Here is a 22,048-nt window from a genome sequence, read left to right as displayed (position 1 = left end):
ATGTCTAAAAATTACCGCGCTTACTAAAGCCAAGCAAGAGGCATGCCCATCTCTAAAAATTATAGACATAGTGGGTAAAAAAGACCGCACTTCTCTGGAAAGTGAGACCGCTCACACCTCCATTCACGAGGGTCTTAAAATAGTAATTGCGCACCAAAGGGATTTTTACCCCCATTTCAAACCCATGATGCTTGTGCATGTTCACGCGCAAACCCCATTGCATGGGAACTTGGAAGTAACTGGTGTTCATAGCGGTGTTGGGGTAACGCAATAGGGCCTTAAAAGCATCCGCTCGGTTGGTGCTCCATGAGCTCCCTGCAAAGCCCAACCCTATAAAAAAGCCCGCTTGGATGCGCACATTGTCTAGGAAATCAAAGAGGTAGTCTGCACCCACACCATAGACATTATTATTAAGACGAATGCCATTAAAAGTGGGGTTATCATAGCCATAGCTGTAGAACGCATAGCCCCGCACGCCATTACGCCTTTCCCCTTTCCCAAAGAAATACTTATAGCCACCCTGGAGTGTCAAACCATACATATTGCTCTGCCCTGCACTAATGCCCCAACCTTCTGGAACTCCAAAACTCCCCGTGATGGTTGTTTTAACCAGGCTGTATTGAAACCCCGTGCTCGCGTAAAATCCATCTTTTTCTGCATGAAGCCCTCCTGTTAGACCAACTAATACGACAACAGCTCTCAATAACCGACAATTCATGCGCTCTCCTAAAACTCGAAACTGCCCTGCTGCCCTTTGTTCATGCTCATGTAAACACTCTGGACATAGGCTTGGCGCTGCTTGCATGTAAGCACGACACCACACTGCAAACATGACCCCACACCCTTGCGCTTTTGGCAGGCCAGTACCTCTTGAAGGTGGGATTGCAACGCCTGCTCAAAATTATCTTCCATCCAAACTCCTAAAGGGTTTGCATTTCAACCTTAGACCCTAAAAAGCAGGAACTCTTGTCATGCAAACTCTCTAATTCTGTCTCTAAAAGGCGCTTGCCATGCCCATCTAGGGCATTCCCTCCCGCTCTCTCCACCATAAAAGCTAGGGGATAGACCTCAAAGAGTTTGCGTAATTTGCCCTTAGGCGCGTCCTGTGTGGCTGGGTAACAGAAAATCCCTCCCTCCTTGTGCAGGAGATGGTGCACATCAGCGACCATGCTACCGCTATAGCGCAGACGATACCCTTGAGCAAAAAAGCGATCTAAAAACGCCCGATACTCTGGGCTAAAATACTGCCAACTCCCTCCAGGTGCGATACTCTTCCCTCGATCTTGCAAGTGCATTGTGCCCTTATTTACCCATGTGCCTTGCGCTTCGTGGTAAAGATAATGTACCACTTGGGTCTGCGTTGCCACCACCAGTTCAAGCTTAGCCCCATAGAGCAGATAAGCCCCCATGACCAGATTTTTAGCAATTTGCTTGTTGGCAAAACCCTCAGGAGTGCTGGCATAAATCCCAAAAATGCTACCCACTAGAAAATTAGCCCCCACTACACTAGAGCCATCCAAGGGGTCAAAAGCCACTAAAAACCCCTGCTGCCCCCCTTTGTAGTGCGCTTCTGAGCGCTCCTCACTCATCACTCCTACAACATGCTCAAGCCTCAAGCACGCCTCAAAGATCAAGGTATCTACCTTGACATCTAGGTCAAGTTGCATATCTGCAGTCGGGTTAAGTTGGTTTGTGTATTGGGCATCGCTAGTTTTAAGGGTTTTGTACACCTCCACGCCTATATTTTGCAATGCCTCTACAAATAGACCTTCTGCCATTCTATCCATCAAACTCCTTTTACAAAGCTTCATTGTAGCATGGAAGTGTATAGATTTAAGCTATCTTAAACTTAAACGGGCTAGAATGGGGGCTTTTAGCGTCATAAGGAGTGTCTCTATGAAAGTGTTATTGCTACAAGATGTCAAGAACTTAGGCAAGGCGGGCGATGTGTGTGAGGTCAAAGATGGCTATGGAAATAATTTTCTCATTGCCAAAAAACTCGCCCAACTTGCTACTAAAGAAGCCCTCAATAAGTACAAAGCGTTGCAGAAAAAACGCGCGGAATTAGAAGCACAAGAACTCGCTACCAAGCAAGAAATTGCCCAAAAACTCGAAGGCATTACTTTGCAAATTATCAAGAAGGTTGGGGCCAATGGGGCATTATTTGGCTCGATCACTAAAGAGGAAGTAGTAGAAGCCCTGCACGCCAAGCACCCTTTGGAGCTGGATAAAAAGAGTTTAGATTTGAAAACCCCCATCAAAAGCACAGGTATTTATGAGATTGATGTTAAACTAGGGCATGGCATCACTGGAGTGCTTAAGATTGATGTGGTGGCTGAGTAGGGCATGTTCCACGCGACCACGATTTTAGGATATAAAACGCATTTTGAAGGCAAAGATTATGCCATCATCGGGGGTGATGGACAGGTGAGCTTTGGGAATTGTGTGCTTAAAGGGAACGCCACTAAAATCCGCACCTTGCACCATGGACAGATTTTGAGTGGATTTGCAGGGAGCACGGCAGATGCTTTCACTTTATTTGACATGTTTGAGCGCATTTTAGAGGGTAAAAAGGGGGATTTGTTTAAAAGCGTGGTAGATTTTAGCAAGGAGTGGCGTAAGGATAAGTTTCTGCGCCGCTTAGAGGCGATGATGATCGTGCTTAACAAACAATCCATTTTTATCTTGAGCGGGACGGGGGATGTAGTCGAACCTGAGGATAGTAAGATTGCCGCCATTGGAAGTGGGGGGAATTATGCCTTGAGTGCGGCGCGCGCGCTGGACAAGTTTGCTACCCTGCCTCCTAGAACTCTCGTGGAAGAATCGCTTAAAATCGCGGGCAATTTGTGCATTTATACCAATGAACACATCAAAATCTTGGAGCTTTGAGGATGGATACTGATAAATTGAATATGACCCCTCAAGAGATTGTGACTTACTTAGATGATTATATCATTGAGCAACAGGACGCTAAAAAGATGATTGCCATTGCTCTGCGTAATCGCTGGCGGCGTCTACAGCTGAGTAAGGAACTCCAAGAAGAGGTGACACCTAAGAATATTTTAATGATTGGTTCAACGGGAGTGGGTAAAACCGAGATTGCAAGGCGCATGGCCAAGATGATGGGCTTGCCCTTTATCAAAGTGGAAGCTAGCAAGTATACAGAGGTGGGGTTTGTGGGGCGCGATGTGGAATCGATGGTGCGCGATTTAGTGGCAACTAGCATTAATTTGGTAGAGAGTGAGCAAAAGGAAAAGAATAAGGAAAAGATTGAAGAGCTCATTGTAGAAACAATCACTAAGAAATTGCTGCCTGCCCTGCCCAACGGCGTGAGTGATGCTAAAAAAGAAGAATATGCGATCAATTTTGAAAAAACAAAAGAAAAGGTCAGGGGCACAGTCCTAGATCATGTTAAGATTGAGATCGAATTGCATAAGAAACATTTGGAGGGAGATTTCAATGTCCCTCCTGAGATCATCAAGGTGCAAGAGAGTATCATCAAGGTGCTCAACAGAGAAGGCGAAAAGGTGAGCAAGGAGATGACCATCAAGGAGGCTAAGGAAGCCTTGCGCCATGATGTTTCACAGACAATCTTAGACATGGAACGGGTGCAAATGGAGGGTGTGCAACGCGCCGCTCAATCAGGAGTGATCTTTATCGATGAGATCGATAAGATTGCCGTAGGGGTTAAGGAGGGGAGTAGGCAGGACCCCAGTAAAGAAGGGGTGCAACGCGATCTCTTGCCCATTGTGGAGGGCAGTGTGATCAACACTAAATACGGCCCTGTGGCAACCGATCACATTCTCTTTATTGCTGCAGGGGCGTTTCACTTGAGTAAGCCTAGCGATCTCATCCCCGAGTTACAGGGGCGTTTCCCCCTGCGCGTGGAATTGGAGAGTCTCTCTGAGGAGATCATGTATGCTATTCTCACACGCACCAAGAGTTCTATTATCAAGCAGTATCAAGCCCTTCTAGCCGTAGAGGGTGTGGAGCTCGTCTTTGAGCCTGAGGCCCTCAGAGAGTTGGCCAGACTTTCTTTTTTAGCTAACCAAAGCACGGAGGACATCGGCGCGCGCCGCCTACACACCACCATCGAAAAGGTACTAGAAGACATTAGCTTTAACGCGTCTGCTTATAAGGGGCAGAGTGTAACCATGACTAAAGAGCAGGTGAGTGAGAAGCTTCAAAATCTCGTAGAAAATGTGGATTTAGCCCGCTTTATTCTCTGATGACTAAGGCTGGTTTTATCGCCCTGCTTGGGCGACCTAATGCGGGCAAGAGCACTTTGCTTAACGCGCTTTTGCGGGAGAAAATCGCCCTTGTTTCGCACAAGGCCAACGCCACACGCAGGGCTTTAAAAGCCATTGTGCCCTTTAGCGACGCGCAAGGTGTGGCATGTCAGATGATCTTTTTGGACACGCCCGGGCTTACCACCCCTCAAAAACTCTTAGATCGGGCTATGCAAGCAGAGAGTGCGCGCGCCCTGCAAACATGTGATCTTTGCGTATTTGTAACCAGCGTGCATGAGGGTTTACAAGCCTACCAAGATTTTTTAGTCCTCTGTGGCGACAAGCCCCACATTGTTGCACTCAATAAAATTGATACTCTCACACATGCTCAATTGCTGGCCAAAATACAGCCTTATCAGGCCTATAACTCCACATTCAACGCTCTAGTGCCCTTGAGCGCGACCAAATGTAAAAATTTAGACATCTTGCTACAAGAGATTGCCAAGCTCCTGCCCATTGCCCCTTTCTACTATGATCCTGAGCTTATCAGCGATGCACAGACAAAAGAGATTTATCAGGAGATGATTCGTGAACAAGTTTTCGCGCATTTGAGCGAAGAGATTCCCTATGCGAGCGATGTGTGCATTGTGCGCTTCGTAGAAGATGCGCATATCGATCGCATCCACGCACAGATTATTGTAGAAAAAGAGAGTCAACAAAAAATGGTGGTGGGCAAGGGCGCGTGGGTAATCAAAAAGATCGGCAAACAAGCCCGTTTACAGATGCAGGCCTTTGGGGGCAAGAAGGTGTTTTTACGCTTGGAGGTGGTGGTGCGTAAAAATTGGAGTCAGGAGCTAGATCAGCTGAAAAAAATGGGCTATATGCTAGAATGAAAGTAGACTTTGTGATTTGTAAGAGGTGTTTGATGCGCGTAAAAAAGATGTGCTTGGGGGCGTTGTCGTCTGTGTTGATGGGCATGATGGGCCTGCACGCAGACACCCTGATGGGGTTTGTGAAAGCCTACCAAGAAAAGGGAATCGACTCCATTGAGCGACTCTTGCAGTCCTATTTAACCCAACGAGAATTTTGGGAAGATGCTTTGGAAAACCGCGATATTAGCTTTGGTTATTACGAAAACTTGGATTATTTGTTTGTGATTAACAAGGCAGATCCAAAACTCATTCTCTACGCTTTGGAAGGGGAGAAAATTGTTAAAGTGAATGAGAGCAAAGCCTTAGTAGGGCCTAAGGCTGGAGAAAAAAAGAGTGAGGGGGACAAGGCGACACCTATTGGGGTGTATCGTATCCTTAAAAAGCTCACTGGCTTGAATGCCTACTATGGACCCTTTGCGTTGGAAACCAATTACCCTAACCCGTTTGACATGGCGCTCAAACGCACAGGTCATGGGATTTGGATTCATGGTTTGCCTCTCAATGGGAATCGCGACGATCTTAACACCAAGGGCTGTGTTGCAATCGAAAATGCCATGCTTAAGGATTATGGAGAGCGTGTCAAGGGAAAAAAGGCTTTACTCCTCGTGTATGAGGGCGAGCTCAAATACGCCACCAAGGATGAACTTGCACACCTTCTGAGTGCTCTTTACACCTGGCGTAGCGCATGGGCAAATAACGATCTAGTAGGTTATATGAATTTTTACGCCCCCGATTTTAGGCATGCCAATGGCATGGATTTCAAGACATATGAGAAATTCAAGACCCAAGTGTTTGCCAAAAATGAGGCCAAGACCGTGCGTTTCTCGGGGATTAATATCACCCCTTATCCCAATGCGAACCATAAGCGGCTTTTCAGAATCGCTTTTAACCAAGACTATAAGGCATATAAAAATAAAAAGCTTACCTATGCCTCTGATGGTCCAAAAGAACTCTATGTAGAGCTCAAGGGTCATAAGATGCAAATTCTCACGGAGAAATGATACCATTTTGCTAACTTGATACTGAGGGGTTATTTCAGCAAGAGGGTTGCGTATGCAAACAGAGAAACAGGCGTATTTTGGGGAGTTTGGGGGCTGTTTTGTGCCCGAGATTCTAGTGCCCGCATTGCAAGAATTAGAAGAGGCCTTTATAGCGTGCTTGCCAGATAGTGCATTTCAAGATGATTTTAATGCGCTCTTGCGTGACTTTGTAGGGCGGCCAAGCCCGCTCACTTTGGTCAAAAACTTTTGCCCTAATCCCAAAGTAAAAATGTATTTAAAGCGTGAGGATTTAATCCATGGCGGGGCACACAAGACTAATCAGGCTTTGGGGCAGGCCTTGCTCGCCAAACGAATGGGTAAAACACGTGTGATTGCCGAAACAGGTGCAGGCCAGCATGGGGTAGCCACTGCTATTGCCTGCGCTCTCTTAGGACTGGAATGCGTGATCTATATGGGAGAGAAGGATATGCAACGCCAAGCGCCCAATGTTTTTCGCATGCGCTTGATGGGAGCTGAGGTCGTGGGGGTTGATAGCGGGAGTGCGACCCTTAAAGACGCGATTAACCAGGCTCTGCGCGATTGGTCTGGTTCGTATGCCACTACCCATTATCTGCTAGGCACAGCTGCGGGGCCTCACCCCTATCCGCGCATGGTGAAACATTTTCAAAGTATGATTGGCGCAGAAACAAAGACCCAGATTTTAGATAAAGAGGGCAGATTGCCCGACATGGTACTTGCATGCGTGGGCGGGGGTTCTAATGCCATTGGCATGTTTTCAGCTTTTTTAGACACTCCACAGGTGCAACTTATAGGCGTAGAACCCGCAGGTTTGGGACTAGATACCCCTAAACACGGCGCAGTATTGTGCAAAGGGGGTGTTGGCATCTTGCATGGGTGCAGGACTTACATTTTACAAGATGATCAGGGGCAAATTCAAGAAAGTCATAGTCTTTCAGCAGGCCTAGATTATCCGGGCGTGGGCCCAGAGCATAGCTATCTGAAAGCAAGTGGAGCAGCGCACTATGTAGCTGTGAGCGATCAAGAGGCTTTAGAGGCCTTTGCGCTCTTGTGTCAAAAAGAGGGAATTATTCCTGCTTTAGAAAGTGCACACGCTCTAGCCTACGCGCTTAAAATGGCGCGCGAGTGTACCCAGGAAACTTTGATTGTAGTGAATCTAAGTGGACGGGGAGATAAGGACCTAGCAAGTGTGCAAGACGCGCTCAAGGCAAACTCATGAGATATCAGAAAATATTCCGAGAAAACAAGGGAGTGTTTGTGCCCTTTGTTACATTGGGTGATCCCTCCTATGAGATGAGTTTTGAGATCATCAAAACCTTAATTGATGCGGGAGTTGACGCGTTAGAACTAGGATTTGCCTTTTCAGACCCTATTGCCGATGGACCCACCATTCAAAAAAGTCATCTCAGGGCATTGCAAAATCCTATCAATATGCGCGCCAATTTTGCCTTGTTGGAGAAAGTACGCGCCTATAATGCTCGTATTCCCATAGGACTCTTGCTCTATGCTAATCTAGTACACCGCTTTGGGATAGAGGATTTTTACCACGCCTGCGCACAGAGTGGTGTAGATAGTGTATTAGTTGCCGATGTGCCCATGTGTGAGAGCGATGCGTATGTGCACAGCGCGCATAAACACTGCATTGCCCCTGTCTTTATCGCCAGCCCCAATGCGCGTCCACCAACTTTAGAGCACATCGCGCGCTCGAGCACTGCATATATCTATGTCCTGACACGTACGGGGGTAACAGGCACCCATGCCAGTATCAGCCCCCAGACCCATAACTTGATCAATGATCTAAAAACTCTCACACAAACTCCTTGCTTACTAGGTTTTGGTATTTCGAAGTCTGAACACGCCCAACAAGCTTTACAAATGGGGGCCGGTGGAGTCATTGTGGGCTCTGCTGTGGTGAATCTCATAGAAACACACCTAGAAAATCCTACACACATGTTGGCGCGCTTGGGCGCGTTTGTACAGGACATGCAGGTGGGCTTGTGCTATAATTAGATTTTACCGCATAAAGGGATGGAGTGCAAGAAAATAGGGGTGCTATTAAAGCGGGGATTGGGTGGGCGCGCTTGGGCGTGGGGCTGTGCCTGGTCGCCTTATTTTTGAGCGGGTGTTTCTTAGTGCGTTTTTTTAGTAAGGATTTTAGTTACAACCATTACCGCATCGTGCGGGTGGTGATGGATGGACAAAGCTTTAATTTAAATGATCTGATTTTAGAAGCGCTCACCCCTCAAGCAACTCCCCCTCCTCCAGCCCAATCTACCCCTCCAAATTCCCCGACAACGACCCCAAATCCCCAAAATAAATTAGACTTGCTCAAAGCCGAGTTGGAAGCTAAACTAAAAAACCTCAATGCGCAGGACTTGCCCCCTGATGCCTCCATGATCAGAAATGACATCCAGCGTTTGCAAGAAGATATCGCGCGTAGCCGCCACACCTCTGCTAATTCTAAACTCTCCAGCGCGATTGCCAACAGTCCAATGGGCCGCATAGAATTTGATCAAAAGCAGTTGCGCGCCTATGGGACAGCTTATTGCAACAAGTACTTTGTCAGTTATGCTTTCCGTGATGACGATCATTTACGCATTGAAGATAAGGGAATCTCGCGCCGTGTGTGTAAGAATGAAAAATTAATGGCCTTTGAGCTGGCCTTTTACGATCATCTACAAGGTCTCTTCACCATCACGCGGGGCAAGAATACATTAATTTTAGACAATCAAAAAATGCAGATTTATTTACAGCACTAGCTATGCACCAAGTCAATCGTCTACTCACCTCTAAACACCGCGTAAAGGGTTCTCTTTTTTTAGGCTTTCTAATGCCTAGTGCGTGCTTTGAGAACACCCTAGCGCAATTACGCCAAGAACATCACAAAGCCCGTCATATTGTCTATGCCTATCGGCACATGCAAAATGGACGATTAGAGGAGGCTTTGCATGAGGCCAAAGAGCCTAAACATAGCGCGCAAGGCTTGCTAGAAATCCTACGCCATGAAGAATTATGTCAAAGCGCGGTCATCGTGGTGCGCTACTTTGGGGGGGTGTTGCTAGGCGTGGGAGGTTTAATGAAAGCCTATGCGACTAGTGTACAACTCTGTATCCAGGAAATGCGTGCTACCCAAGCCCTCGAAATTTTTGAAGAGCCTTTATTGCGCTTTGTGCCCTATGCGCAACTGGATAGCTTACGCGCGCGGGCTAAAAAGTGTGCTGTGTTGCTAGAAAAGCAAGTCCTGGAACCCGATGGAGTGTGGGTGAGCCTCAAGGGCGCGCAAGCGCATATGATTTTAGGAGAATAAATGGAAAATTGGTATCTTTGGCTCAAAATTGTGCATGTAATTGGGATCATTTCCTGGATGGCAGCTCTGTTTTATCTGCCGCGCCTATTGGTCTACCACCGCGAAAATAGCGATAAACACGAGTTTGTGGCCATTGTGCAGGTGCAAGAACAGAAACTCTATAGCTATATCGCCATGCCCGCGATGATCATCTCAGTCTTGAGCGGTTTAGCTTTACTCTATATTCTAGCTCCAGAAGTTTTTCACCACGGGTGGCTACACCTCAAATTACTCTGTGTGCTCATCTTGCTACATTATCACTTTATGTGTCGGAAATTCATCCGCGAACTGGGCAAAAATGCACATTACAAAAGCAGCCGGTTTTTCCGTTGGATTAACGAAGTGCCCACAATCTGCATGATCGTGATTGTCTTTTGCGTGGTAGGGAAATTCTTTTGAAGTCTGAGCGCGAACAGGATCAAAAAAAGATCATTGGCATGTTTAATGCCATTGCCAAGACCTACGACACCACCAACCGCATTTTGAGTTTCAGGCAGGACGAAAAGTGGCGCAAAGACGCGATTGCGCGCGCGTTGCGTTGGGTCTATGCCTTCAAGGGGGACTTGCAAAATTTAGCGGTGGGTGATGTGGCTTGTGGCACAGCCGATATGCTCTTACACATCGTCCAAGATTTGGAGCATAAGGGAAGTTTGGCGCGCATGTATGGGATCGATCCTTCTGAAGAGATGTTGCGCTTGGCTCAAGATAAAATCGCCAAACAAGCTCCCAAACAAGCTCCTATTCAGCTAGAATGTTTGGAAGCCAAAAATCTCTCTCCTCTTCAAAACGAAGAATTAGACCTGATCACCATCGCCTATGGTTTGCGTAATGTGCTCGATCGGCATGCCGCTTTGCGTGAATTTAGCCGCACCCTCAAAAAGGGGGGCGTGCTCCTCGTGTTAGAGTTTATGCGTTGCGATCAGCGCGGCATCTTGGGCACTTTGGCACATTTTTATACCTCCAAGATTTTGCCTATCATTGGCATGTTGCTCAGCCGCAATTACAGCGCATATGCCTACCTACCTGCCTCCATTGAAGACTTTATCAGTGTGGACGAGTTAGAAGACGAGTTGAATGCGGTAGGTTTGGAAGTGGTGGAAAAAAAGCACTACCTTTATAAAAGCGTTTCTTGCATTTTGGCGGTAAAAAACACTCAGGAACAGGCATGCACCTAGCCCTTTTTCAAATGGCGCGCTTTGAACTGGACTTTATCAAGGCCAATCTAGCCCAAATCCCCCAGGGTGCGCTCTGTCTCTTCCCCGAATATATCTTAAGCTCTTTCTTCTTGGATTTGCTCCAAGAAGACCCTGAGCATGCGCTCTCACAAGTCCAGAACCGCCAAGCCCAACTCCAAGAGCTCGCCTTCAAGAATGGCATACATTTCGTAATCCCCACTTTGAGCGCGCACCCTAATGGTCTGCTCAAAGAGATGGCATGGATTAGCCCTGAACATACAGAATTTGTACCGCAGCAACGCCTCATTGCCTTCGATCACTGGGACGAGCAGGCCTTTTTTGCTAACTCCAAACAGGATTTTAAACCTCCTCTCACCTTTGTGCTAGAAGGGATTAAAATCGCCGCGCTCTTTGGTTTTGAGGTGCATTTTGACGCGCTGTGGCTGAAAATGCAAGAGGAGGGAGTAGACATGGTGCTCTTGAGTAGTGCGAGTGCCTTTGAGTCTTTTGAGCGTTGGCGGGCGGTGTGTAGCGCGCGCGCCTTTTGCAATTCAATGTTAGTCGCGCGGGCCAATCGCATTGGTATGGTGCGCCAGGAGTATTATCAGGGTGTGAAACACAATTTGCCTTGGCGTTTTTATGGGGATAGCTTTATCGCCCTGCCTAATGGGCAGATTAGCGATAGCTTGCAGGGGCAAAAGGGGGTGTTACATTTGGAAGTACACAAGGAATATTTAGACGCGTGGGCGCGCGAATGGGGCTTTAGAACCCCCCAAACTCATGTGGGAGAGAATTATGATTGATAAAAAGTTGTTGTTGAAAGATTTTGAGGGCGTGGTGGAGAATCTGCAAAAGCGCTTTGTAGACCCCCAAGTCTTGTTGGATTTAAAGGAGATATTACTAGAGTTTAAGGCTCAAAAACTCCAGCTCGAAGAAGCGCAAGCCTTTCAAAACAGGATTTCTAAGGATTTTTTTCAGACCCAGCGCCAAAATGACCCACAAGCTAGCGATCTCAAAGCCTCTTTAGAGGAGAACAAAAGTAAAGTAACACGCCTGCAAACCCAAGTCAACACCCTAGAAGAAAAACTAGACACACTTCTAGCAGGGTTGCCCAATCTGCTCGACCCTGCTACCCCCTTTGGTAAGGACGAAAGAGATAATGTAGAGATTAAAAGGGTGCTAACCCCCAAGAGTTTTGATTTCCCTCCCCAAGAACACCATATTTTAGCTCAAAAAAATGGCTGGATCGAGTTTGAGCGTGCGGTGAAAATCTCTAAGAGTCGTTTCAATGTTCTGCGCGCGCAGGGGGCCTTGGTGCATAGAGCTCTAGCAAATTTTATGCTCGACTCCAATGCTGCGCGCGGGTTTGAAATTGTGAGTCCGCCCGTGATTGTGAATACCACAAGCCTTTTTGGCACAGGCCAGTTGCCTAAGTTTCAAGAAGACCTTTTTAAGGTTGAGGGCGAATCCTTATTTTTGATCCCCACTTCTGAGGTGAGTTTGACCAATCTCTACGCCGATGAGATTTTACGCGTGGAGGATTTGCCCATCATGATGACTGCCTGCACGCCCTGCTTTCGCAAAGAAGCGGGTAGTGCGTCTAAAGACACGCATGGAATGATCCGCCAACATCAATTCGACAAGGTCGAATTGGTCGCACTCACCCACCCTGATGAGAGTGCGCGCATGCAAGAAAAAATGTTGGAAGCGGCTAGCGCGATTCTTTGCGCCCTAGAATTGCCTCATCGTTTTGTGCAACTTTGTAGTGGGGATTTGGGATTTAGTGCGAGCAATACAGTGGATATTGAGGTGTGGTTACCTGGGCAGAATTGTTATCGCGAAATCAGCTCGGTGTCTAATACGCGCGATTTTCAAGCCCGACGGGCTAAAATCCGCTACAAAGAGGGTAAGAAAAACGCGCTAGTGCATACCCTCAATGGTTCTTCTCTAGCTATCGGGCGCACCTTAGTCGCGCTCATGGAAAACCACCAGACTCGCGATGGGGATATTCATGTTCCCAAAGCTTTAGAACCTTATTTAAAATCTTGGGTGTGAGATGGTAGACGAACCTCAAAATAACCCTAAGAAATCCCTCTTCCCCTCTTTGATTCAGGCGATTAGGGGAGTTTTTAGCCACACTACTTATGAGCGTATTACCGACACCATCACAACTCTCAAAAGTCGTCCCAAACTGCTCTACGGAGTGGGGGGAGGGGTGCTCGCTCTAGTGCTTTTGATCGTTGGTCTCTCCATCATGACTCACTACAAACACCGTAATGAACGCAAGGAATTATTAGAAACAGAAGGCCAGCTTCAAAAAGAGCGCGAGAAAAGCGCATCCACCCAAGAAGATGAACTGGCCTATTTGCCCACCTTGAGCGACGCTAATTCCATTCCTTTGAGCAATGAGGAAGAGATCAATGCTCTCATTACCAAGGCGGATATCCTTTACCAACGAGGACAACACCAAGAGGCGCTCAAAATTTTCAATGATATTTCACGCATGTCCTCTAGTATCGCTAACCACAATTTGGGCGTGATTAAAATGCGCGAACACGACTACACCGGTGCGCTCGCTGCTTTCAACAATGCAATTCAATCCGGACAAAATACCAGTGTAAATGCGATCAATGCCATGGTGGCTTCTTTTTATCTCAACAATATGGACCTTTACACTCGTTATCTCAAGCTCACCATGCAACACCTCCCAGAAATTGCCCACCAACCTGTTTATGCCTATGCCTATTCTCTAGGTCTCTACTATGGGGGGCACTATTTTGAAACGCTCTCCACTCTCACCCACTCTAATTCAACGGTCTTCAAACCCGCGCGTCAACGCTTGGCTAGTAAGATATACCTGCTCTTTGGAGATGCGAAAAACGCTTTGGATAATCTCAATTCCATCGCCACACACAAGGATCAAAAGGCACTAGGCTTGCTCTATGCTAGATTGGGGCGTTATACGGAAGCTTTAGAGCATCTCAGACGCTATGCAAATCAATATCCTGACGATCTGAGTGCACTGATGGCCATGGAAATCATTTCCCTCAAAGTAGGCGATTTTCCCGAAGTTAGTAATATTTTGGGTTTTTTGAGCCAGCATGGTAGCAATGATCCCAATGAGTTGAAAATCCTCAGCGACACTTATCCTATTGTTCCCGTTCTCAACGCGCGTTTTTTTGACATTAACACCGTGCGACGCGACTTTTGGGAGAATAATTTTAGAGAGAGCATTGGGTTACCCATTTATCGGATTTTTTTCTACTACGCCCCCTTCAAACTTGTGGATGTTAAGCGTGGACTCCAAAACATTCAAGAGGGAGTGTCTTTTGTAGATACGGATGGCATTAAAGATTTTCAAAGAGCTCTCAAATCGCTAGAAACGGGGAACAATATCAGTATTTCCAATCAATACACCATTGCAGCCCTTAAGGATATAGGGAAATCGCATTTAAGAAGCGCTTTAAACCAACTCAAACTAGCCCTGCAAGCTAATCCCAATAATGCCGTTAGTCATTACAACATGGCGCTTGTCTACGCACAATTAGAAGATTTTAATCAGGCAAGTTTCCATTTCAAAAAATCCTATCACTTAGATAGTCGCAATGTATTGGCAGGAATTTTTACAGTATTAGCCGGGCGACTTAATTATGAAGACACCAGTGCTTTTTTAAAACATCTCACTACAGATTTTCAAGCCATGAGCTTTTCTGACAAAATTCAGCGGGCTTTTTTGCATTCCTTCATTGCCTATCTCAATAACGCGAATAACGATGATTTAGAATGGCTTAATCGGGTGCAAAGACCTCTGAAGATTTACTATGCGCTCAATATCGCCTACGCGCACCAGGCACAGGACAAACGACGCTTGGTGAGCAGTTTCAAAGCTCTGCAAGCCATGCAACCCAACAATATGCTCACCAATCTTTTTTATCAAATGATGCTCAAATACCGCGCTGATATTAAACAAATGTTGGGGGCTTATGCTTTTTTGACTGACAAAAACATGAATTGGGAAGAACTGATGCATGGACCCCTCTTAGCCCGCAAGATGTATATCTACTTGGGCTTTATTACCGGCCTATTAAACCAGCAAGAAGAAACATTGACCCTGCATTTGAGTGCAACCCAAGACAAAGAACTTAGCACGGACCTCATGCGTATGCTGGGTCTGATCAGCATTTTTCAGAAGAAATATGAAAAGGCGATCAGTATCTTCAATTTTCTCATTAATAAGCGTCAAGAAATCGATGCAGAACCCCTCATGCTTGCTAGCCTAGCCAACATTGCCCTCAAGCGCTATAGCGATGCGGCTCTGATCTTGGAGTTTGCCAAGACTCAATTGCCCGGTAATTACGATATCCGCTATGGTTTGGGATTGCTCTACCAACAAGCAGGCAATTTGGAGGCAAGTTTAAACCACTTCGGAGCTATCAAGGATAAAAAATTCCAATCCACATATCTCGATTTTGCGCTCCAAATGCCCACAAATCGCCAGGATTTCCGAACACCCAAACTTTTGCAAAGTATTCACGCTGCTTCCAAAGACCTCAAATCCCAAACTAACTCCACTTCAAAAGACTCCCCATGAGTGCCCAACTCCTAGCGGGACTCAATTCACCTCAACAGCAGGCCTGCATGCACCTAGAAGGCCCCCTACTCATTTTGGCTGGAGCGGGCAGTGGAAAAACCAAAACCCTAACCACTCGTCTAGCTTACATGCTCGCCCACGCACAGGTGCACCCTGAACAGACTCTCACCTTAACTTTTACCAACAAAGCCGCGCGCGAGATGAAAACGCGTGCTAGTGCGCTTTTACGTGCTTGCGGTTACACACATGGCATAAGTCCCATACTCACGACTTTTCACCAATTTGGACTTTTTTTTCTCAAGCAGCATGCCCACTTGCTAGGGCGAAGGGATTTTAAACTCATTTCTCCCCAAGAGGCCAAGACCTTAAGCAAAGAGATGATTCTCAAACTCAAGCCTCCTCACATGGAAGAGCGTGCCTACCTAACCCACACACTCAAGAGTATTTCCATGCTCAAAAACCACCAGGTCGTTTTGCAAGATTGCTACCCAGATGTCCAAAAAGCCTATCAAATTTACCAAGCTTTATTGTGCCAACATAATTTTCTCGATTTGGACGACTTGCTCGCCCTCCCCTATTCCCTGCTAGAAGCAAACTCAGAATTAGCCATCTATACTAGCCAACGCTACACCTTTATTATGGTGGATGAATACCAAGACACCAACCCTCTGCAATTCAAGCTTTTACAACAACTCTGCACCACCCATCAAAATCTGTGCGTGGTGGGCGACGATGATCAGAGTATTTATGGCTTTAGAGGGGCAGATATTAATAATATCCTAGACTTCCAAGATCAATTCCCTCAAGCCAAAGTGATCAAATTGGAGCAAAACTACCGCTCTTCTCAGGATATTGTCCAATGCGCTAACACTCTGATTAAACATAATCTTCACCGCCACCCCAAAATCCTCTTCAGCCACAACCCTACCCATGCCAACCAACGCCTACTCTTCAAGCACTTTCACAATCCCCACGAAGAAAATAGTTTTCTCACAAGCGCAATTCAAGAATGTGCCAAGCGGGGGATACCCTACCATGAGATGGCCATCTTATACCGCTTTAACACCCTGTGTAAGGGCATTGAAGAGAGTTTGCGGCGTGCGCAAATTCCCTATAGAGTGGTGGGGGGCACGGGTTTTTTTGAACGCACAATCATTAGGAATCTGCTCGCTTATTTGAAATTGATTGTCAACCCTGATGATGAGAGCTGTTTGGCACGCATTCTCAATACTCCTCCCAGAGGCATTGGTGTAAGTAGTCTGGAAAAGCTTAAAGGGTTTTCTCAGAAACACCATTTAAGCATTTACCAACTCTATCAACAAAATCTCTTAGGAGAGGTGCTAGGTAAGCGTGCACGCGAAGCATTGATGCAACTATACACTCTGTTAGAATCCTTGGCCTCTTACAAGAGTGCTGCCGTGCTACGCGCTCTCTTGCAAGCACTGCCCCTAGAAGCGCGCTGTTCAGATGAAGAATTAGAACACATCGAGGGATTAGAGAGCATGCTTGAAGAGTATTTTGAGGAATCGGAGGCGAGCCTAGAGGGATTTTTAGAGCAAAGCATTTTGGAAGAACCCAGTCCTAAAACCTCTCAAGCCCTCTCTTGCATGAGCGTGCACGCAGCTAAGGGGCTGGAGTTTAAGGTAGTCTTTGTGGTGGGTTTTGAAGAGGGCTTTTTTCCCTACTACAAAGCAGATTTAGAGGAAGAACGCCGCCTTTGTTATGTGGCTATTACGCGCGCTAAAGAAGAATTGTATTTGTGCAGCACACAGGAACGGGTGTATTTCAACACTTTGCAGCAGAATTTGCGTCCTTCAACCTTCTTAAAAGAAGCTAAACTATTCATCAAAGGTCGCTAATGCGCGCTCTCTGCCTTGTCCTTTTGTATATCCAGCTCCTTTTGGCTGATCCACTGAACCTCATTGCCCAGCACATCCAAGAGGCTTACGAACATTTTTACCAGCATTACCATTTCCATGTGAGTCGTGTGCAGGTGCAACTAGCCAGCGGAGATGTAGCGCGTTTGCGCGCATTTTTAGCCCCCTATGAAAGCAATGCGCAAGCCCCCTTTAGCTTACGCCCCCAGCAATTCTTAAAGAAAGAGGGCTTGGTGCGTGTGGGTGAGGCCTTGCTCAAATACCAAGTGATCGCCGATATGCAGGTGTATAAAACCAAAAGCGCCCTTAAAAAGGATGTCAATCTGGATTCGCATAACACCTATGTGCTCAGTGTGCCCTTTGAGCAATTCAATACCATGCCTTTGGATAGCTCTTACATCAATAATAGTAGCACCAAAAGTTTTTTGGGTGCAAACACTCTTTTGAGTGTAGACAAGGTCGCCCCTAAGATTTTAGTCTATAAGAATGAAATTTTTAGCGCGACCCTCATTAGCGGATCGATCTCTTTAGAAACCTCTCTACAAGCTTTGCAAAATGGGAGCTTAAATCAGGTGATCGAGGCTTTAAATGTGGAGAGTAAAAAGCGCGTGCAGGTAAAGATCACGGGGCTACTCAAAGGAGAGGTACTATGAAATTGGTCGTGGGAATCAGTGGGGCAAGTGGGACACAACTCGCGCTCAAGTTCTTAGAACATGTCCCCAAAGAATACGCCCTCTTTGTGGTAGTGAGCCGGAGTGCTAAACGCGTAGCACGCGCCGAGGCCAAGATCGATCTCAAAAGCACGCTTAAAGAGTGGCAACGCCCCCTAGAAATCTTTGAAGAATCCCAAATTGACGCGCCCATCGCTTCGGGGAGTTTTGGCGCACACGCCATGGCGATCATTCCTGCGAGTTTAAATATCATCGCCAAGATCGCGCATGGCATTTGCGATGAATTGATGAGTCGCACTGCAGCCGTGATGCTTAAGGAGCAAAAAAAACTCGTAATTGCCCCTAGAGAGCTACCTCTGCATAGTATCGCCCTAGAAAACTTGCTCATTCTAGCGCGCGCGCAAGTTATCATCGCTCCGCCCATGCTCACCTACTACACCCAGCCTAAAAACCTAGAGAGCATGGAGCTTTTTCTAGTGGGCAAGTGGTTAGACGCTTTGGGTATTGAAAATCAACTTTACACGCGCTGGGGGCAACCATGTTAGAACACTGCGCCATTTATCCGGGCACTTTTGATCCCATCACTAACGGACATTTGGATATTATCCAGCGCGCTAGCGCGCTCTTTGGGGAGCTAGTAGTGGCTATTGCACGCTCTAAGGCTAAATCACCTATGTTTAGTTTAGAGGAACGCCTGGAAATGATGCGCTTGAGCATTGCACCTTTAACAGGAGTGGAGTGTGTGGGCTTTGAGGGTTTGCTAGTGGATTTGGCCAGGGAACGCAACGCGCGCTACATTATCAGAGGACTTAGGGCGGTGAGTGATTTTGAATTCGAGTTTCAAATGGGCTATGCTAACAAGTCTTTGAACCCACAATTAGAAACTCTCTATTTCATGCCCGCCTTGCAAAACGCTTTTATCAGTGCTTCTGTCGTGCGTGCTATCTTAGCCCACAAGGGGCAAATTACCCACCTAGTGCCCGCCAGTGTGGTGGATTTCATCCAAAAGAGGGGCCATGTGGATCGCGCTTGAGGGGGTGGATACCAGTGGTAAGAGCACTCAACTTAATTTACTTAAACCCTTTTTTCCAGAGGCGATTTTTAGTTTAGAACCAGGGGGCACGCCTTTAGGGGTGCAACTACGCCATGCTGCCCTGCATTGCGCCCTTTCCCCCCAAACTCAATTTCTCCTCTTTTTAACCGATCGCGCTCTGCATTTAGAAGAGGTGATCAAACCCAACGCACATAAGTGGATTTTCAGCGATCGCTCTCTTGTTTCGGGTTTGGCATATTCTGGCTATAGCTTAGAGTACGCATGGGAGCTACACCGCACGCACAATGTAGACTTATTGCCCGACATGGTTTTGTTATTAGAGTTGGATTCGCGCACACTAAGATCGCGTTTGCGCGCGAAAAATCCCGATGGAATCGAGGTTAGAGGAGTGGATTTTCTGATGAGTGTGCAAGAACGCCTTAAACAAGCTTGCGCTTTATTGGGAGTGCGCACAGAATCCATTGATGCTTCTAAGAGTGTGGAGGAGGTGCATAAAGTGGTGCTTGAAAAAATCCATGCGCTGTGTGCTCTGTGAAGGGTGGGTGCGTCCCTTTGGCTTAGTGTGTGCACGTTGCGATTCGCGCCTAGAACCCCAGATTTTAGTGCGCGAAATGGAGGGGATTGCTATCTATGGTTTTTATTTCTATGATGAAATAGAAATGCTTTTAAAGAGCAAATATTATGATATCGGGAGTCGGATTTTAGCCCTTTTAGCCCGCAGGGCGGGACAAGCCTTTAAAAAAGAGATCAGGCCCTCTTTGCAACTTCCCACAAAACTTCAAGGCATCGCCATTGATGACATGCCCAAAAGAGCCTATTCTCATAGTGCGGTGATTCTCAGGGGGTTTTGTCAAGAAAACAAGCTACCTGCGCTCTATAACCAACTTAGGGCTACTAAAAATATTGCTTATGCAGGAAGGAGTCGTAATTTTCGCCAAAGCCACCCCAAAGACTTTATTTTTAAGGGGACAATAGGGGATTACTTTTTAGTCGATGATATTTTCACCACAGGGACGACCATGCAACAAGCCCTGCAAACCCTAGCACACGCTGGGGTGCGGGTGCATTTTGGATTGGTGCTTGCACAAGCTAGGTGTTGAATTTACGAGGCAAATTATAACGGCGGCGTTTTTCCCAAAGAGATTTACGGCTAATGCCTAGTTGTTTAGCCAGTTGCGTGTCTGTATAAAAGGGACCAAACTGCACAATGGCATGCTTTTCATAGTCCTGAATGGAGAGCAGCTCCAAAGGCATGCTAGAGGGTTCCTCTGCTTCCAAGGTAATAACAGGCTCAAAATCCAAGGAGCCCGCGCCCACAAAAGAGAGAATAGCTTGTTTATCGCGCAGGGCTCTGAGGCATTTATCACGTTCCGTGCCTTTAAGCGTTTCTAGGTGGGTGGCATAAAATGTTCCCTGCATTAACTCCAAAGGAGTGTGCTTGAGCGAGAAAAACTCCAAATCTAAACGATGGATGCGCGCATAGTTCAAGACAAAGAGGTCTGCGCTGCTCTGAGTATGGCTATGCACCACAAGGGGTAAAGGGTGCTCTACATGCGCGCTTAAATCTTGTTGGGTCAGCATAAAATCCAAATATTTGTCGTAGGCACGCGCGCGTGCCAAAGTCTCCTGATAGGATTTGTGATAGGTAATCTTACGGATCAGATCGTCCATTTTAAAGGGCTTGAGGATGTAATCGCGTGCACCTGCTTGAATGGGGCGATTCACGCTATCCTCACTGATAAAAGAAGCCATCATGATGGTGATAGCCTTAGAATTCTTGCGTACAAAGTGTTCACAGCGATCTACACAGACTTTAGAGGATACCAACACCACATCGTAATCCTCTTTGAAATTATGGAAGATGCTCGATACACTCTGGCATCGATAACCCAAGCCTGCTAGGGCATTGGAGATACTTTGGGCTAGGTGGACTTCATCCTCGATAATCAATACCTTTTCAACTTTTTTCATGCCATTTTTGGGGGACAGATTTTAGTTTGCACCAACGCCTGCGCGCCCATGCCCTCCTTTCTTCCGATGAATCCAAGATTTTCTGTTGTTGTAGCCTTAAGATTGACTTGATGGGGTCGTATGTGTAACAAGCTAGCTACACTTTGGCAGATGCGTTCCCTATAAGGCGCGATTTTAGGAATTTGAGCTAGGAGCGTGAGGTCTACACTCTCTACGCTATGCCCCATACCTTGGGCTAACCCATAGAGTTCTTTGACCATGATCGTAGAATCCAAGTTAATAAATGCCCTATCTTGATCGCTATAATACATTCCAATGTCTCCTCCCTGGATCGCTCCCAAGAGCGCATCGCTCAACGCATGTAAGAGCACATCTCCATCGCTATGGGCTTTTAGCCCTAAGTATTGGCAATCGCCAGGTTCAATCAGCACGCCTCCTAGTTTTAAAGGCTTGTTGGATTCAAAGGCATGCACATCAAAACCTATCCCAACGCGTTGGGTAGGAGGGTCTAGCAGGGGGGCGAGCATGGCCAAATCCCATGCACTGGTAAGTTTGTGTAGATGAGGGCTACCCTGTATGAATTCCACACGCGCTCCCGAATGCAGCAACGCGCTGCTTTCATCACTAAAGCTACCCAATGTGTAGGCTTTTTGGAGCGCGGAAGTCAAGCAAATCTGGGGGGTTTGCACACAAAGAACGCGATCTCGTATTAAGGGTTTATGCTCATAGACAAGAGTATCTGTAGGAGGTAGGGCAGGGGCCACACCCTCTGGAGCGTGGGTACGCATGTTTTCCAAAAGTTCAGAGAGAACACACATGTCTAGCCCAAAGCGTGCTACATCGCTCACCACTACAAAGCGGCTTTCTACATGCTCCAGGGCATTTCGCACACTCTCTTGACGGCTCTTTCCCCCTAACACTACAAGAGCATCTGGGAGTCGTTGCTGCACATACACCTGCTCAATACGATGACTCACCACTAAAATAATGCGCTCAAAACACCCCAAACGCTCAAATTGTTCATACACCCTTTGCCACAAGGGCACTCCGCGCACAAGTAACCATTGCTTTTTAAGACCAGCCCTTCCCAAACTCTCTGCAAAGCGCATCCCCTTCCCCGCTGCAGCCAAAATTAGAGTAAGCCCCATTGGTCTGAAAGTGCTCAAATCAGAGTCCAATACCT

General features: G+C 46.8%; 25 protein-coding genes. 20 read left to right on the top strand and 5 right to left on the bottom strand.

Annotated features, from left to right (window positions below; translation table 11 throughout):
• Positions 1 to 52 precede the first annotated feature (52 nt).
• Genes KCO92_RS03070 through KCO92_RS03060 form a run of 3 tightly spaced genes read right to left on the bottom strand, consistent with a single transcriptional unit; the run spans position 53 to position 1,787 of the window.
• The gene (locus KCO92_RS03070) at positions 53 to 718 is read right to left on the bottom strand and encodes an outer membrane protein (RefSeq protein ID WP_104695627.1); all 666 of its coding nucleotides are present in this window, start codon (positions 716 to 718) and stop codon (positions 53 to 55) included.
• 8 nt (positions 719 to 726) lie between these two features.
• Entirely contained in the window at positions 727 to 912 is a 186-nt protein-coding gene (locus KCO92_RS03065) for a hypothetical protein (RefSeq protein ID WP_104695626.1), read from the bottom strand.
• 8 nt (positions 913 to 920) lie between these two features.
• A complete protein-coding gene (locus KCO92_RS03060) occupies positions 921 to 1,787 on the bottom strand; it encodes a class 1 fructose-bisphosphatase (protein ID WP_233709750.1) in 867 nt (288 codons plus the stop codon).
• Between the two features lie 109 nt (positions 1,788 to 1,896).
• On the opposite strand from KCO92_RS03060, the gene rplI reads away from it, so the two are divergent.
• From rplI to KCO92_RS02960, 20 genes are read left to right on the top strand one after another with little or no spacing between them, the layout of a single operon-like run.
• The gene (gene rplI, locus KCO92_RS03055) at positions 1,897 to 2,343 is read left to right on the top strand and encodes a 50S ribosomal protein L9 (RefSeq protein ID WP_104695625.1); all 447 of its coding nucleotides are present in this window, start codon (positions 1,897 to 1,899) and stop codon (positions 2,341 to 2,343) included.
• A 3-nt stretch (positions 2,344 to 2,346) separates the two neighbouring features.
• Positions 2,347 to 2,889: an ATP-dependent protease subunit HslV gene (hslV, locus tag KCO92_RS03050; RefSeq protein WP_104695624.1), complete on the top strand. Its 543-nt coding sequence runs from the start codon at positions 2,347 to 2,349 to the stop codon at positions 2,887 to 2,889.
• A 23-nt stretch (positions 2,890 to 2,912) separates the two neighbouring features.
• A complete protein-coding gene (gene hslU / locus KCO92_RS03045; protein ID WP_199766175.1) occupies positions 2,913 to 4,229 on the top strand; it encodes an ATP-dependent protease ATPase subunit HslU in 1,317 nt (438 codons plus the stop codon).
• A complete protein-coding gene (gene era, locus KCO92_RS03040) occupies positions 4,226 to 5,122 on the top strand; it encodes a GTPase Era (RefSeq protein ID WP_199766174.1) in 897 nt (298 codons plus the stop codon). Before hslU ends, era begins: the two co-directional genes overlap by 4 nt.
• Positions 5,123 to 5,154: 32 nt before the next feature.
• The gene (locus KCO92_RS03035; RefSeq protein ID WP_199766023.1) at positions 5,155 to 6,162 is read left to right on the top strand and encodes a L,D-transpeptidase Cds6 family protein; all 1,008 of its coding nucleotides are present in this window, start codon (positions 5,155 to 5,157) and stop codon (positions 6,160 to 6,162) included.
• 52 nt (positions 6,163 to 6,214) lie between these two features.
• Complete coding sequence (trpB, locus tag KCO92_RS03030) at positions 6,215 to 7,399, top strand: tryptophan synthase subunit beta (protein ID WP_104695621.1); 1,185 nt, start codon at positions 6,215 to 6,217, stop codon at positions 7,397 to 7,399.
• Entirely contained in the window at positions 7,396 to 8,190 is a 795-nt protein-coding gene (gene trpA / locus KCO92_RS03025; RefSeq protein WP_104695620.1) for a tryptophan synthase subunit alpha, read from the top strand. Before trpB ends, trpA begins: the two co-directional genes overlap by 4 nt.
• A gap of 23 nt (positions 8,191 to 8,213) precedes the next feature.
• A complete protein-coding gene (locus KCO92_RS03020; RefSeq protein WP_233709751.1) occupies positions 8,214 to 8,939 on the top strand; it encodes an META domain-containing protein in 726 nt (241 codons plus the stop codon).
• A 2-nt stretch (positions 8,940 to 8,941) separates the two neighbouring features.
• Entirely contained in the window at positions 8,942 to 9,487 is a 546-nt protein-coding gene (locus tag KCO92_RS03015; protein WP_104695619.1) for a YigZ family protein, read from the top strand.
• On the top strand, positions 9,488 to 9,925 hold the full coding sequence (gene hemJ, locus KCO92_RS03010; RefSeq protein WP_104695618.1) for a protoporphyrinogen oxidase HemJ: 438 nt from the start codon (positions 9,488 to 9,490) through the stop codon (positions 9,923 to 9,925).
• Positions 9,922 to 10,701 carry a bifunctional demethylmenaquinone methyltransferase/2-methoxy-6-polyprenyl-1,4-benzoquinol methylase UbiE gene (ubiE, locus tag KCO92_RS03005; protein ID WP_199766024.1) on the top strand — a complete coding sequence of 260 codons (780 nt, stop codon included), beginning with the start codon at positions 9,922 to 9,924 and terminating at the stop codon, positions 10,699 to 10,701. The genes hemJ and ubiE overlap by 4 nt, the downstream gene beginning before the upstream one ends.
• Positions 10,692 to 11,504 carry a carbon-nitrogen hydrolase family protein gene (locus tag KCO92_RS03000; RefSeq protein ID WP_104695616.1) on the top strand — a complete coding sequence of 271 codons (813 nt, stop codon included), beginning with the start codon at positions 10,692 to 10,694 and terminating at the stop codon, positions 11,502 to 11,504. The genes ubiE and KCO92_RS03000 overlap by 10 nt, the downstream gene beginning before the upstream one ends.
• Entirely contained in the window at positions 11,497 to 12,756 is a 1,260-nt protein-coding gene (gene serS, locus KCO92_RS02995) for a serine--tRNA ligase (protein ID WP_104695615.1), read from the top strand. Before KCO92_RS03000 ends, serS begins: the two co-directional genes overlap by 8 nt.
• A 1-nt stretch (position 12,757) precedes the next feature.
• Positions 12,758 to 15,292, top strand: coding sequence for a tetratricopeptide repeat protein (locus KCO92_RS02990; RefSeq protein ID WP_158653561.1), 2,535 nt, complete (start codon positions 12,758 to 12,760; stop codon positions 15,290 to 15,292).
• Positions 15,289 to 17,151, top strand: coding sequence for an ATP-dependent helicase (locus KCO92_RS02985; RefSeq protein WP_104695614.1), 1,863 nt, complete (start codon positions 15,289 to 15,291; stop codon positions 17,149 to 17,151). The genes KCO92_RS02990 and KCO92_RS02985 overlap by 4 nt, the downstream gene beginning before the upstream one ends.
• On the top strand, positions 17,151 to 17,822 hold the full coding sequence (flgA, locus tag KCO92_RS02980; RefSeq protein WP_104695613.1) for a flagellar basal body P-ring formation chaperone FlgA: 672 nt from the start codon (positions 17,151 to 17,153) through the stop codon (positions 17,820 to 17,822). Before KCO92_RS02985 ends, flgA begins: the two co-directional genes overlap by 1 nt.
• A complete protein-coding gene (locus tag KCO92_RS02975) occupies positions 17,819 to 18,385 on the top strand; it encodes a UbiX family flavin prenyltransferase (protein ID WP_104695612.1) in 567 nt (188 codons plus the stop codon). Before flgA ends, KCO92_RS02975 begins: the two co-directional genes overlap by 4 nt.
• A complete protein-coding gene (gene coaD / locus KCO92_RS02970; protein ID WP_199766029.1) occupies positions 18,367 to 18,873 on the top strand; it encodes a pantetheine-phosphate adenylyltransferase in 507 nt (168 codons plus the stop codon). The genes KCO92_RS02975 and coaD overlap by 19 nt, the downstream gene beginning before the upstream one ends.
• Positions 18,857 to 19,429 (top strand): dTMP kinase, encoded by a 573-nt coding sequence (tmk, locus tag KCO92_RS02965; protein ID WP_104695610.1) that lies wholly within the window; start codon positions 18,857 to 18,859, stop codon positions 19,427 to 19,429. Before coaD ends, tmk begins: the two co-directional genes overlap by 17 nt.
• Positions 19,398 to 19,994, top strand: a complete 597-nt coding sequence (locus KCO92_RS02960; protein ID WP_324726186.1) for a ComF family protein — start codon at positions 19,398 to 19,400, stop codon at positions 19,992 to 19,994. The genes tmk and KCO92_RS02960 overlap by 32 nt, the downstream gene beginning before the upstream one ends.
• Here the strand turns inward: KCO92_RS02960 and KCO92_RS02955 are convergent.
• Together KCO92_RS02955 and ispF are read right to left on the bottom strand one after the other, a co-directional pair.
• Positions 19,984 to 20,865 (bottom strand): response regulator, encoded by an 882-nt coding sequence (locus tag KCO92_RS02955; protein ID WP_104695608.1) that lies wholly within the window; start codon positions 20,863 to 20,865, stop codon positions 19,984 to 19,986. The genes KCO92_RS02960 and KCO92_RS02955 overlap by 11 nt on opposite strands.
• Positions 20,862 to 22,043, bottom strand: coding sequence for a 2-C-methyl-D-erythritol 2,4-cyclodiphosphate synthase (gene ispF / locus KCO92_RS02950; protein ID WP_233710467.1), 1,182 nt, complete (start codon positions 22,041 to 22,043; stop codon positions 20,862 to 20,864). Before ispF ends, KCO92_RS02955 begins: the two co-directional genes overlap by 4 nt.
• Positions 22,044 to 22,048: the final 5 nt, after the last annotated feature.

Origin of the sequence: Helicobacter salomonis (assembly GCF_017979425.1) — a bacterium.
GTDB lineage: Bacteria > Campylobacterota > Campylobacteria > Campylobacterales > Helicobacteraceae > Helicobacter > Helicobacter salomonis.
Note: the sequence above shows the minus strand (reverse complement) of the source record. Positions and strands in the feature narration are given on the sequence as shown.

Coding starts and splice junctions, on each gene's coding strand:
- KCO92_RS03070 (WP_104695627.1), bottom strand. CDS start 718: ATGAATTGTCGGTTATTGAGAGCTGTTGTCGTATTAGTTGGTCTAACA.
- KCO92_RS03065 (WP_104695626.1), bottom strand. CDS start 912: ATGGAAGATAATTTTGAGCAGGCGTTGCAATCCCACCTTCAAGAGGTA.
- KCO92_RS03060 (WP_233709750.1), bottom strand. CDS start 1,787: ATGGATAGAATGGCAGAAGGTCTATTTGTAGAGGCATTGCAAAATATA.
- rplI (WP_104695625.1), top strand. CDS start 1,897: ATGAAAGTGTTATTGCTACAAGATGTCAAGAACTTAGGCAAGGCGGGC.
- hslV (WP_104695624.1), top strand. CDS start 2,347: ATGTTCCACGCGACCACGATTTTAGGATATAAAACGCATTTTGAAGGC.
- hslU (WP_199766175.1), top strand. CDS start 2,913: ATGACCCCTCAAGAGATTGTGACTTACTTAGATGATTATATCATTGAG.
- KCO92_RS03035 (WP_199766023.1), top strand. CDS start 5,155: ATGCGCGTAAAAAAGATGTGCTTGGGGGCGTTGTCGTCTGTGTTGATG.
- trpB (WP_104695621.1), top strand. CDS start 6,215: ATGCAAACAGAGAAACAGGCGTATTTTGGGGAGTTTGGGGGCTGTTTT.
- trpA (WP_104695620.1), top strand. CDS start 7,396: ATGAGATATCAGAAAATATTCCGAGAAAACAAGGGAGTGTTTGTGCCC.
- KCO92_RS03015 (WP_104695619.1), top strand. CDS start 8,942: ATGCACCAAGTCAATCGTCTACTCACCTCTAAACACCGCGTAAAGGGT.
- hemJ (WP_104695618.1), top strand. CDS start 9,488: ATGGAAAATTGGTATCTTTGGCTCAAAATTGTGCATGTAATTGGGATC.
- KCO92_RS03000 (WP_104695616.1), top strand. CDS start 10,692: ATGCACCTAGCCCTTTTTCAAATGGCGCGCTTTGAACTGGACTTTATC.
- serS (WP_104695615.1), top strand. CDS start 11,497: ATGATTGATAAAAAGTTGTTGTTGAAAGATTTTGAGGGCGTGGTGGAG.
- KCO92_RS02990 (WP_158653561.1), top strand. CDS start 12,758: ATGGTAGACGAACCTCAAAATAACCCTAAGAAATCCCTCTTCCCCTCT.
- KCO92_RS02985 (WP_104695614.1), top strand. CDS start 15,289: ATGAGTGCCCAACTCCTAGCGGGACTCAATTCACCTCAACAGCAGGCC.
- flgA (WP_104695613.1), top strand. CDS start 17,151: ATGCGCGCTCTCTGCCTTGTCCTTTTGTATATCCAGCTCCTTTTGGCT.
- KCO92_RS02975 (WP_104695612.1), top strand. CDS start 17,819: ATGAAATTGGTCGTGGGAATCAGTGGGGCAAGTGGGACACAACTCGCG.
- tmk (WP_104695610.1), top strand. CDS start 18,857: ATGTGGATCGCGCTTGAGGGGGTGGATACCAGTGGTAAGAGCACTCAA.
- KCO92_RS02955 (WP_104695608.1), bottom strand. CDS start 20,865: ATGAAAAAAGTTGAAAAGGTATTGATTATCGAGGATGAAGTCCACCTA.